At 42.5% G+C, this 12763-nt stretch carries 5 protein-coding genes, 2 tRNA genes, 3 rRNA genes and 1 pseudogene (1 of these 11 only partly in view); all 11 read left to right on the forward strand.

What is annotated here, in order from left to right; all coding sequences use genetic code 11:
- The first annotated feature begins 37 nt into the window (after positions 1-37).
- Complete coding sequence (yaaA, locus tag NP781_RS22660) at positions 38-262, forward strand: S4 domain-containing protein YaaA (RefSeq protein ID WP_004233303.1); 225 nt, start codon at positions 38-40, stop codon at positions 260-262.
- A gap of 3 nt (positions 263-265) precedes the next feature.
- Positions 266-1381, forward strand: coding sequence for a DNA replication/repair protein RecF (gene recF / locus NP781_RS22665; protein WP_004233301.1), 1116 nt, complete (start codon positions 266-268; stop codon positions 1379-1381).
- Positions 1382-1474: 93 nt separating this feature from the next.
- The gene (gyrB, locus tag NP781_RS22670) at positions 1475-3409 is read left to right on the forward strand and encodes a DNA topoisomerase (ATP-hydrolyzing) subunit B (RefSeq protein ID WP_257520882.1); all 1935 of its coding nucleotides are present in this window, start codon (positions 1475-1477) and stop codon (positions 3407-3409) included.
- A 25-nt stretch (positions 3410-3434) separates the two neighbouring features.
- Positions 3435-5900, forward strand: a complete 2466-nt coding sequence (gene gyrA, locus NP781_RS22675) for a DNA gyrase subunit A (RefSeq protein WP_257520883.1) — start codon at positions 3435-3437, stop codon at positions 5898-5900.
- 142 nt (positions 5901-6042) lie between these two features.
- Positions 6043-7125: an HD-GYP domain-containing protein gene (locus NP781_RS22680; protein WP_257520884.1), complete on the forward strand. Its 1083-nt coding sequence runs from the start codon at positions 6043-6045 to the stop codon at positions 7123-7125.
- Between the two features lie 407 nt (positions 7126-7532).
- A 16S ribosomal RNA gene (locus tag NP781_RS22685) occupies positions 7533-9084 on the forward strand.
- 94 nt (positions 9085-9178) lie between these two features.
- A tRNA-Ile gene (locus tag NP781_RS22690) sits at positions 9179-9255 on the forward strand.
- 12 nt (positions 9256-9267) lie between these two features.
- A tRNA-Ala gene (locus NP781_RS22695) sits at positions 9268-9343 on the forward strand.
- An 89-nt stretch (positions 9344-9432) separates the two neighbouring features.
- Positions 9433-12359: ribosomal RNA gene (locus NP781_RS22700) — 23S ribosomal RNA — on the forward strand.
- A gap of 69 nt (positions 12360-12428) precedes the next feature.
- Positions 12429-12544, forward strand: a 5S ribosomal RNA gene (rrf, locus tag NP781_RS22705).
- The 16S, 23S and 5S rRNA genes sit together here with 2 tRNA genes alongside, the layout of an rRNA operon.
- Positions 12545-12621: 77 nt before the next feature.
- Positions 12622-12763 (forward strand): annotated as a pseudogene (tnpA, locus tag NP781_RS22710) (IS200/IS605 family transposase) (it continues 315 nt past the right edge of the window).

Consider the following 12763-nt stretch of genomic DNA (forward strand, 5'->3'; position numbering starts at 1 on the left):
GAGAGATAGACAGTCTGTATTCGGAGGGGAACACACTATGCAGGACATTAAAATTGATGAGGAGTTCATCACGTTAGGGCAACTTTTAAAAATTACTGATGCCATTAGTTCAGGTGGAATGGCCAAGTGGTTTTTACAAGAACATGCTGTATATGTAAATGGAGAAGTAGACGATCGTCGAGGTCGAAAATTACGTAACGGAGATATTGTAAATATTCCTGGATGTGGTCGTTTTCAAATTATAGGACCAACTGGACAATAAATTATGTATATTGAGCAAATAAAACTTACAAATTACCGTAACTATGATGCCTTAGCTTTAAACTTCTCTCCAAAAATTAATGTTTTCATTGGTGAAAATGCACAAGGAAAAACAAATGTTATGGAGTCCATCTATGTTTTAGCAATGGCTAAGTCCCATCGAACAACGAACGATAAAGAATTGATACGTTGGGATTCAGACTATGGTAAAATAGAAGGGGCCGTTAAAAAAAGGCATGGTATTTTACCGATCGAACTTACGATTACAAAGAAAGGTAAAAAGGGCAAGATAAATCATATAGAGCAAAGTCGCCTTAGTCATTATATTGGTCAAATGAATGTCGTTATGTTTGCGCCAGAGGATTTGAACGTTGTAAAGGGAAGTCCGCAAATACGTCGGCGTTTTATTGATATGGAGATTGGGCAAATTTCGCCTGTCTATTTACATGATTTATTAACCTTTCAAAAAGTTTTAAAACAACGTAACCATTTTTTAAAAATGAACCAAGGCAAGTCCATGTCCAATGATGTGATGTATGAGGTCTACAATGAACAATATATTCACGCTGCTACCCAAATTATTCGTAAAAGATTTCAATTTATGGATTTATTGCAGGAGTGGGCGGAACCCATACACGCAGGTATATCGCAAGGTAAGGAAACACTTGTTATAAAATATCGTACGGTAGCTGGTATTGAAAAAGAGCACTCTACTAGTGAAATTGAAAATACTTTACATCAAAAATTAATTGAAGCGAGAGAACGTGAATTTGATAGAGGCGTGACACTAGTTGGTCCACACCGAGATGATTTACAGTTTTTAGTCAATGGCTATGATGTCCAAACTTATGGTTCACAAGGGCAACAGCGAACTACTGCATTATCTTTAAAGCTTGCTGAAATTGAATTAATTAAACAAGAAACAAAAGAAACACCCATACTACTTTTAGATGATGTTTTATCGGAACTCGATGATTATCGCCAATCGCATTTATTAAATACCATTCAGGGTGAAGTCCAAACCTTTGTAACAACCACAAGTGTGGAAGGAATTCATCATGAAACGATGGAACAGGCTCAACTGTTCCACGTGAAACAAGGTGCGATTGAAAGAAGTTAGCCAGGGTAGTTTTTTAGATTACAAAAAGAATGGTAATAGTCAGCTCGGTTGACTGTTCATTCATTTACACACAATGATGTTATGAAGGAGTAGATGAAAGCCGTGGCTATAGAGAACGAAGGTTTACAAAACCAAGCTTATGAGGCCGATCAGATACAGGTATTAGAAGGTTTAGAAGCAGTACGTAAAAGACCAGGGATGTATATCGGTTCAACTAGCTCTAAAGGGCTTCACCATTTAGTATGGGAAATTGTTGATAATAGTATCGATGAAGCACTTGCAGGATTTTGTACAGATATAAAAGTAACAATTGAAAAAGAAAACTGGATTCGTGTAGAGGATAACGGCCGAGGTATTCCAGTTAGTATTCAAGAAAAAATGGGTAAGCCGGCTGTTGAAGTTATTATGACTGTTTTACATGCTGGTGGTAAATTTGGCGGTGGAGGCTATAAAGTTTCTGGTGGTCTTCATGGAGTTGGAGCATCAGTAGTAAATGCACTTTCTATTGAAACAATTGTCCAAGTACACCGTGAAGGTCATATCCATGAAATAAAATTTGAACGTGGAAAAACAGTTCAAGAATTAACAGTTATCGGTGATACAGATCATAATGGTACAACAACGCGTTTTAAAGCTGACCCAGAAATATTTAAAGAAACAACTGTTTATGAATATGATATTTTAGCTCATCGTATTAGAGAATTGGCTTATTTAAATCGTGGTATTAAGATTACGATTGCTGATGAACGTGAAGAAGAGATGCGCTCAACAACATACCACTATGAAGGTGGTATTCGTTCTTATGTTGAGCATTTAAATCAATCTAAAGACCCAATCCATGATCCAATTGATGTTCTTGGAGAGAAGGATGGCATCACAGTAGAAATTGCTATGCAATATAATGCTGGATTCTCTTCTAATATTTTTTCATTTGCTAATAACATTAATACGTATGAGGGCGGTACACATGAATCAGGGTTTAAAACAGCCCTTACACGCGTTATTAATGACTATGCACGAAAAAGTGGATTACTAAAAGAATCTGACGCTAATCTTACAGGTGAGGATGTACGAGAAGGGTTAACAGCTATAGTTTCTGTTAAACATCCAGATCCTCAATTTGAAGGACAAACAAAAACAAAGTTAGGGAATTCAGAAGTAAGTCAAATTACCAATTCTTTGTTCTCAGATGGCTTTGAGCGTTTTATGTTAGAAAATCCAACGGTTGCACGAAAAATTGTGGAAAAAGGATTAATGGCAGCACGTGCTCGTGTAGCTGCGAAAAAAGCACGTGAGTTTACTCGTCGTAAAAATGCTCTCGAAGTATCTAGCTTACCGGGTAAATTAGCTGATTGTTCTTCTACTAACCCAGCTGATTGTGAAATTTATATTGTTGAGGGTGATTCTGCCGGTGGTTCGGCTAAATCTGGACGTGATCGACACTTTCAAGCAATTTTACCTTTACGAGGTAAAATCCTTAACGTTGAGAAAGCTCGACTAGATAAAATTTTATCGAATGCGGAAATCCGTGCAATGATAACAGCATTCGGCACTGGTATTGGTGAGGAGTTTAATTTAGAGAAAGCTCGTTATCATAAAATCATTATCATGACAGATGCCGATGTCGATGGGGCACATATTCGTACATTACTTTTAACATTCTTCTTCCGTTTCCTTCGACCACTTATAGAAGCAGGCTATATTTATATTGCACAGCCACCACTTTATCAAGTGAAACAAGGTAAACATATTGAGTACTGCTATGATGAAGAGACATTAAAAGAAATTTTAGAACGGCTACCAAAAATGCCAAAACCAAATGTGCAGCGTTATAAAGGTCTTGGTGAAATGAACGCTGAGCAGCTTTGGGAAACAACAATGGATCCTGAGTACCGTACATTATTACAAGTAGAATTAGATGATGCAATTAAAGCAAACCAAGCATTTGAACGTTTAATGGGCGATGAAGTTGAACCTCGTCGTCAATTTATCGAGGAAAATGCCGTATACGCTAATTTAGATATCTAATTTTTCTTGAGAGGAGGTCTACACTTTGTCAGAACAAGAACGCTCCGGTGTTAAAGGAATTAATATAACAGAAGAAATTGAAACATCCTTTCTTGATTATGCAATGAGTGTAATTGTATCACGTGCATTACCTGATGTACGTGATGGATTAAAACCAGTTCATCGTCGTATTTTATATGGGATGCAGGAATTAGGTAATACAGCAGATAAAGCCTACAAAAAGTCAGCACGTATCGTTGGGGATGTAATGGGTAAGTACCATCCACATGGTGACTCTTCCATCTATGATGCAATGGTACGTATGGCACAAGATTTTAGCTATCGCTACATGCTTGTTGATGGTCACGGAAACTTCGGCTCTGTTGATGGTGATGGCGCAGCAGCCATGCGATATACAGAATCACGTATGTCTAAAATAGCAATGGAAATGCTCCGTGATATTAATAAAGATACAATTGACTATACAGATAACTATGATGGATCAGAAAAAGAACCAATAGTGTTACCAAGTCGCTATCCAAATCTTTTAGTCAACGGTGCTGCAGGGATTGCTGTAGGTATGGCAACAAATATTCCACCACATCAATTGGGTGAAACAATTGATGCTGTTATAGCACTTTCTGAAAATCCAGCCATTACCACTGAAGAGCTAATGGAAATCATTCCTGGCCCTGATTTTCCTACTGGTGGATTAATTTTGGGACGTAGTGGTATTCGTAGAGCCTATGAAACTGGTCGAGGTTCCATTATCATCCGTGCGAAAGTGGAAATTGAGCAAAAGGCAAATGGTAAGGAAACTATTCTTATTCATGAATTACCTTACCAAGTGAATAAGGCTAAGCTCATTGAAAAAATTGCAGAGCTTGTACGTGATAAAAAAATAGATGGAATCACAAATTTACGTGATGAGTCAGACCGTCGTGGTATGCGTGTAGTGATTGAAGTTCGTAAAGATGCAAATGCTAATGTTGTACTAAATAATTTATATAAACAAACAGCTATGCAATCTAGCTTCGGTATCAATATGCTATCTTTAGTAAATGGTCAGCCTAAAGTATTAGGCTTAAAAGAAATGCTATACCATTATTTAGAACACCAAAAAGTAATTATTCGTCGTCGTACAGAGTTTGATCTTCGAAAAGCTGAAGACCGCGCTCACATTTTAGAGGGCTTACGAATCGCACTCGATCATATTGATGAAATAATCGCTATTATACGTGGTTCACGTAGTGGTGAAGAAGCAAAACCTCAATTAATGGAACGTTTTAGCTTATCTGAGCGTCAGGCTCAAGCTATTTTAGATATGCGCCTCGTTCGGTTAAGTGGCTTAGAACGTGAAAAAATTGAGGCAGAATATCAAGAGCTTCAAGTTCTTATAGCTGAATTAAAGGAAATCTTAGCAGATGAAGAGAAAATTGTAGATATTATTCGTACTGAAATCTTAGAGTTGAAAGAACGTTTTAATGATACACGCCGTACTGAGATTACATCAGGTGGAATTGAAATGATTGAGGATGAGGATTTAATTCCTGTTGAAAACTCAGTTGTTACTTTGACACATAATGGCTATATCAAGCGTTTAGCTGCGAATACATATCGTAGTCAAAAGCGTGGTGGTCGTGGTGTACAAGGAATGGGTACAAATGAAGACGACTTTGTAGAGCATCTAATGAATACTTCTACCCACGATACAATTTTATTCTTCACGTCTAAAGGTAAAGTATTTAGAGCAAAAGGATATGAAATTCCTGAGTTCGGTCGTACTGCTAAAGGGTTACCTATCGTAAACTTGCTCAATATAGAAAAAGGCGAAAAAGTAACAGCTATGATTCGTGTTGCGTCGTTTGATGACGATGCTTACTTTATCTTTACCACAAAAACAGGTATTACAAAACGTACTCCTGTATCGCAATTTGCTAACATCCGAACAAATGGTTTAATCGCAATCAGCTTGAGAGAAGACGACGATCTTATTTCTGTACGTCTTACAGATGGAGAGAAACAAGTCATTATTGGTACACGCGATGGCATGCTCGTTCGTTTCCAAGAAGACGACATTCGATCTATGGGCCGTACAGCTGGTGGTGTACGAGGCATTAAGCTACGTGATGGTGACGAAGTAGTTGGTATGGAGATTGTTGAGCCGGGGCAAGAAATTTTAGTAGTAACTGAAAAAGGTTACGGTAAACGTACTTCTGAAGAGGACTATCGTTTACAAAGTCGTGGTGGAGTAGGACTGAAAACTATCCAGATTACAGATAAGAATGGTCCAATGGTGGCTGTAAAAACCGTCGATGGTTCTGAGGATTTAATGCTTATAACTATTAATGGTATGCTTATCCGTATGGATGTGAATGATATTTCATTAATTGGGCGCAGTACGCAAGGTGTACGTTTAATTCGACTAGGAGATGACGAATTGGTTGCAACTGTCGCTAAAGTGGAAAAAGCAGAAGAGTCTTTAGAAGACGAAGAGGAAGTCGAAGAATAATATAATCCGATGATGACATTATTGAATGTCGTCATCGGTTTTTTTACGTAAATAATGAAATATAAGTAATTATTTTGAATTCCATGATAAAATGAAAATACCTTATTTTGAAGCAAGAAAATAGTGGAGAGGTGTTCATTCCGTGGAAACTATACATGTTCCAATTTCAGAGCTAGGTGTTGGCAAGGTAATTTCTGAAGATATATTTGCTAATACACAGTATCCGATTATTTTCAAAGATACAATGATTTCTTATGTACACTTACAAGTTTTTCATGCATTTAATATTTTCACCGTCCCCGTTTACAAAAGTGAAAATGATACTCGTGTAGAAAAGAATGAGAGCGATGTCGAAGTTACAATAGAAGAAATTCCGACTTTTAGAAAAATCTATAATCATTCTGTTGAACAGTTTAAAAAAGAATTTAAAAACTGGGAAGCGGGAGCCAAGGTAGATATTGCAAAGGCCAGAACAATTATTTTACCTCTAGTAGAGATGGTACTAGAAGATCGTACTATTATTTTTGATTTAAATGAGTACTCAAATCCAAAAGACTACCTGTATCATCATTGTGTAGCAACTGGTTTAATTGCCTCAGTTATTGCTCAAAAACTTGGTTATGATAGAGGGACAACTATTCAAGTAGCCATCGGTGGTTTATTAGCTGATTGTGGTATGGCTAAAGTACATCCCCGTATCAGGGATAAGAAGACACCATTAACAGAGCAAGAATATGATGAGATTTATAAACATCCCATTTATAGCCATAATATGGTGAAAGATTTGACCATTTTAAAAGAAACGATGAAAGAAGCAATTTTCCAACATCATGAACGTTTAAATGGTAGTGGATATCCGAAGAACGAAAAGATCGCAAATATTTCTATATTTGCACAAATCATTGCTGTTGCAGACGTTTTTCATGCTATGACATGTGAACGAGTGTATAGAACAAAACAATCTTCATTTAAAGTGATAGAAATGATCAATGAATCTGAGTTTGGTAAATTTGATATTAAAGTAGTACGTGCATTAATTGATATTGTTGCAGATCTTCCAATAGGTACAATTGTAGAACTTTCTAATTTAGAACGTGGGGAAGTAATGTATGTAAATAAATTTGCCCCAACACGACCATTTATTAAATTAATTCATTCAGGGGAAATTTTTGATTTAGGAAAAAATCGTAGCTTCTATATTTCACGTATCATAACTAATTTATAGATAAAGGGGCAAACTATATTATGTGGTTTGCCTTTTTTTATCAGGTAAGAGTTTTACTCTACGCAAGTGCTAGTATAAATAGGTGAGATATTAGTAGTTTCCTTAAGAAATACTTCGCAATATTAATCAATTAAATAGTGAGGATTTTAACCATAATTGTGTTTTGAAACATTTATATATATTGTATTAAAATATTTTTGGAGAAAGTGTTGACTTTGTTTTTGAATCTTGATATTATAAATGAGTCGCCAAGAGGTGACGACGAAATAAAGAACATGAACCTTGAAAACTGAACAAGCAAAACGTAATCAATAAAGTTTTAAGTAGCTAGTTTTACTAGCGAACGAAACACAATTTTGGACATCAAACATGATGCCAGCAAAACAATTTGAGCTAATCAAATTTCTTTTATGGAGAGTTTGATCCTGGCTCAGGACGAACGCTGGCGGCGTGCCTAATACATGCAAGTCGAGCGAACAGAAAAGGAGCTTGCTCCTTTGACGTTAGCGGCGGACGGGTGAGTAACACGTGGGCAACCTACCCTATAGTTTGGGATAACTCCGGGAAACCGGGGCTAATACCGAATAATCTCTTTTGCTTCATGGCAAGAGACTGAAAGACGGTTTCGGCTGTCGCTATAGGATGGGCCCGCGGCGCATTAGCTAGTTGGTGAGGTAACGGCTCACCAAGGCGACGATGCGTAGCCGACCTGAGAGGGTGATCGGCCACACTGGGACTGAGACACGGCCCAGACTCCTACGGGAGGCAGCAGTAGGGAATCTTCCACAATGGGCGAAAGCCTGATGGAGCAACGCCGCGTGAGTGAAGAAGGTTTTCGGATCGTAAAACTCTGTTGTAAGGGAAGAACAAGTACAGTAGTAACTGGCTGTACCTTGACGGTACCTTATTAGAAAGCCACGGCTAACTACGTGCCAGCAGCCGCGGTAATACGTAGGTGGCAAGCGTTGTCCGGAATTATTGGGCGTAAAGCGCGCGCAGGCGGTCCTTTAAGTCTGATGTGAAAGCCCACGGCTCAACCGTGGAGGGTCATTGGAAACTGGGGGACTTGAGTGCAGAAGAGGAAAGTGGAATTCCAAGTGTAGCGGTGAAATGCGTAGAGATTTGGAGGAACACCAGTGGCGAAGGCGACTTTCTGGTCTGTAACTGACGCTGAGGCGCGAAAGCGTGGGGAGCAAACAGGATTAGATACCCTGGTAGTCCACGCCGTAAACGATGAGTGCTAAGTGTTAGGGGGTTTCCGCCCCTTAGTGCTGCAGCTAACGCATTAAGCACTCCGCCTGGGGAGTACGGTCGCAAGACTGAAACTCAAAGGAATTGACGGGGGCCCGCACAAGCGGTGGAGCATGTGGTTTAATTCGAAGCAACGCGAAGAACCTTACCAGGTCTTGACATCCCGTTGACCACTGTAGAGATATAGTTTCCCCTTCGGGGGCAACGGTGACAGGTGGTGCATGGTTGTCGTCAGCTCGTGTCGTGAGATGTTGGGTTAAGTCCCGCAACGAGCGCAACCCTTGATCTTAGTTGCCATCATTTAGTTGGGCACTCTAAGGTGACTGCCGGTGACAAACCGGAGGAAGGTGGGGATGACGTCAAATCATCATGCCCCTTATGACCTGGGCTACACACGTGCTACAATGGACGATACAAACGGTTGCCAACTCGCGAGAGGGAGCTAATCCGATAAAGTCGTTCTCAGTTCGGATTGTAGGCTGCAACTCGCCTACATGAAGCCGGAATCGCTAGTAATCGCGGATCAGCATGCCGCGGTGAATACGTTCCCGGGCCTTGTACACACCGCCCGTCACACCACGAGAGTTTGTAACACCCGAAGTCGGTGAGGTAACCTTTTGGAGCCAGCCGCCGAAGGTGGGATAGATGATTGGGGTGAAGTCGTAACAAGGTAGCCGTATCGGAAGGTGCGGCTGGATCACCTCCTTTCTAAGGATATTTTCGGAATACAAACCTTGGGTTTGTAAGATTACGTTTTGCGTTCAGTTTTGAAGGTTTATGAAATTTAATAAAACTTCCAAGAGGGCCTATAGCTCAGCTGGTTAGAGCGCACGCCTGATAAGCGTGAGGTCGATGGTTCGAGTCCATTTAGGCCCACCATATATACCTCTTGGGGCCTTAGCTCAGCTGGGAGAGCGCCTGCCTTGCACGCAGGAGGTCAGCGGTTCGATCCCGCTAGGCTCCACCATTTTTTTGTTCTTTGAAAACTGGATAAAACGACATTGAAATTGTAACAAACACATTTATTTTTTAAGTTTTTTATAGGCTTAATAACTTGGTTAAGTTATTAAGGGCGCACGGCGAATGCCTTGGCACTAGGAGCCGAAGAAGGACGGCACTAACACCGATATGCTTCGGGGAGCTGTAAGTGAGCTTTGATCCGGAGATTTCCGAATGGGGGAACCCACTACGTTTAATCGCGTAGTATCTTGACGTGAATACATAGCGTCTTGAAGGCAGACCCAGGGAACTGAAACATCTAAGTACCTGGAGGAAGAGAAAGAAAAATCGATTCCCTGAGTAGCGGCGAGCGAAACGGGAAGAGCCCAAACCAAGAGGCTTGCCTCTTGGGGTTGTAGGACACTCAATACGGAGTTACAAAAGAGCGAGTTAGATGAAGCGACTTGGAAAGGTCCGCCAGAGCAGGTAAAAGCCCTGTAGTCGAAAGTTCGTTCTCTCCTGAGTGGATCCTGAGTACGGCGGAACACGTGAAATTCCGTCGGAATCCGGGAGGACCATCTCCCAAGGCTAAATACTACCTAGTGACCGATAGTGAACCAGTACCGTGAGGGAAAGGTGAAAAGCACCCCGGAAGGGGAGTGAAAGAGATCCTGAAACCGTGTGCCTACAAGTAGTTAGAGCCCGTTAATGGGTGATAGCGTGCCTTTTGTAGAATGAACCGGCGAGTTACGATTACGTGCGAGGTTAAGCTTTAGAAGGCGGAGCCGCAGCGAAAGCGAGTCTGAATAGGGCGAAATAGTACGTGGTCGTAGACCCGAAACCAGGTGATCTACCCATGTCCAGGGTGAAGGTGAGGTAACACTTACTGGAGGCCCGAACCCACGCACGTTGAAAAGTGCGGGGATGAGGTGTGGGTAGCGGAGAAATTCCAATCGAACTTGGAGATAGCTGGTTCTCTCCGAAATAGCTTTAGGGCTAGCCTCGTGATGAGAATACTGGAGGTAGAGCACTGTTTGGACTAGGGGGCCATCCCGGTTTACCGAATTCAGACAAACTCCGAATGCCAGATATTTATACACGGGAGTCAGACTGCGAGTGATAAGATCCGTAGTCAAAAGGGAAACAGCCCAGACCACCAGCTAAGGTCCCAAAGTAATCGTTAAGTGGAAAAGGATGTGGCGTTGCACAGACAACCAGGATGTTGGCTTAGAAGCAGCCATCATTTAAAGAGTGCGTAATAGCTCACTGGTCGAGTGACGCTGCGCCGAAAATGTATCGGGGCTAAACGATTCACCGAAGCTGTGGATTGACATCTACGATGTCAGTGGTAGGAGAGCGTTCTAAGTGCGTTGAAGTCAGACCGGAAGGACTGGTGGAGCGCTTAGAAGTGAGAATGCCGGTATGAGTAGCGAAAGACGGGTGAGAATCCCGTCCACCGTATGACTAAGGTTTCCTGAGGAAGGCTCGTCCGCTCAGGGTTAGTCGGGACCTAAGCCGAGGCCGATAGGCGTAGGCGATGGACAACAGGTTGATATTCCTGTACCACCTCCTCACCGTTTGAGAAATGGGGGGACGCAGTAGGATAGGGTAAGCGCGCCGTTGGTTGTGCGCGTCCAAGCAGTAAGGCGTGTGTGTAGGCAAATCCGCACACTGTAACGTTGAGCTGTGATGGCGAGTCCGTATGGACGAAGTTCCTGATTTCACACTGCCAAGAAAAGCCTCTATCGAGGTGAGAGGTGCCCGTACCGCAAACCGACACAGGTAGTCGAGGAGAGAATCCTAAGGTGTGCGAGAGAACTCTCGTTAAGGAACTCGGCAAAATGACCCCGTAACTTCGGGAGAAGGGGTGCTCTTGAGCGTGCAAGCGCATGAGAGCCGCAGTGAATAGGCCCAGGCGACTGTTTAGCAAAAACACAGGTCTCTGCAAAACCGTAAGGTGACGTATAGGGGCTGACGCCTGCCCGGTGCTGGAAGGTTAAGAGGAGTGGTTAGCGCAAGCGAAGCTGCGAATTGAAGCCCCAGTAAACGGCGGCCGTAACTATAACGGTCCTAAGGTAGCGAAATTCCTTGTCGGGTAAGTTCCGACCCGCACGAAAGGCGTAACGATCTGGGCACTGTCTCAACGAGAGACTCGGTGAAATTATAGTACCTGTGAAGATGCAGGTTACCCGCGACAGGACGGAAAGACCCCGTGGAGCTTTACTGTAGCCTGATATTGAATTTTGGTACAACTTGTACAGGATAGGTAGGAGCCAGAGATCTCGGAGCGCCAGCTTCGAAGGAGGCGTCGGTGGGATACTACCCTGGTTGTATTGAAATTCTAACCCATGCCCCTTAGCGGGGCAGGAGACAGTGTCAGGCGGACAGTTTGACTGGGGCGGTCGCCTCCTAAAAGGTAACGGAGGCGCCCAAAGGTTCCCTCAGAATGGTTGGAAATCATTCGTAGAGTGTAAAGGCACAAGGGAGCTTGACTGCGAGACCTACAAGTCGAGCAGGGTCGAAAGACGGGCTTAGTGATCCGGTGGTTCCGCATGGAAGGGCCATCGCTCAACGGATAAAAGCTACCCCGGGGATAACAGGCTTATCTCCCCCAAGAGTCCACATCGACGGGGAGGTTTGGCACCTCGATGTCGGCTCATCGCATCCTGGGGCTGTAGTCGGTCCCAAGGGTTGGGCTGTTCGCCCATTAAAGCGGTACGCGAGCTGGGTTCAGAACGTCGTGAGACAGTTCGGTCCCTATCCGTCGTGGGCGTAGGAAATTTGAGAGGAGCTGTCCTTAGTACGAGAGGACCGGGATGGACACACCGCTGGTGTACCAGTTGTCTTGCCAAAGGCATCGCTGGGTAGCTATGTGTGGACGGGATAAGTGCTGAAAGCATCTAAGCATGAAGCCCCCTCAAGATGAGATTTCCCATTACGCAAGTAAGTAAGATCCCTCAAAGACGATGAGGTAGATAGGTTCGAGGTGGAAGTGTGGTGACACATGGAGCTGACGAATACTAATCGATCGAGGACTTAACCAAAACGTTTGAAACATTCAATGCACCGTTTATCCAGTTTTGAAAGAACAAATCTTTCAATTAAATAAAAAGTCTAGTGATGATGGCAAAGAGGTCACACCCGTTCCCATACCGAACACGGAAGTTAAGCTCTTTAGCGCCGATGGTAGTTGGGGGCTTCCCCCTGTGAGAGTAGGACGTCGCTAGGCAACAAAGCAGTCAGCTGTGCGCTGACTGTTTTTTTATTGTATCTTTTGAAAACCCCTTGCTATGCGAGAGGCTCTCAATGAATAATAAAAATTTAGCACACACTACATGGAATTGTAAGTATCACATCGTCTTTGCGCCAAAATATAGAAGGCAGATATAGGTAGAATTCTTCGCCAGTTATGTGAAAGAAAAGGAGTCGAAATCATTGAAGCTACAGC

The organism is Lysinibacillus sp. FN11 (assembly GCF_024628845.1).
GTDB lineage: Bacteria > Bacillota > Bacilli > Bacillales_A > Planococcaceae > Lysinibacillus > Lysinibacillus capsici.

Excerpts from the sequence above, each read along its gene's own strand:
- yaaA (WP_004233303.1), top strand. The coding sequence starts at position 38 with ATGCAGGACATTAAAATTGATGAGGAGTTCATCACGTTAGGGCAACTT.
- gyrB (WP_257520882.1), top strand. The coding sequence starts at position 1,475 with ATGAAAGCCGTGGCTATAGAGAACGAAGGTTTACAAAACCAAGCTTAT.
- recF (WP_004233301.1), top strand. The coding sequence starts at position 266 with ATGTATATTGAGCAAATAAAACTTACAAATTACCGTAACTATGATGCC.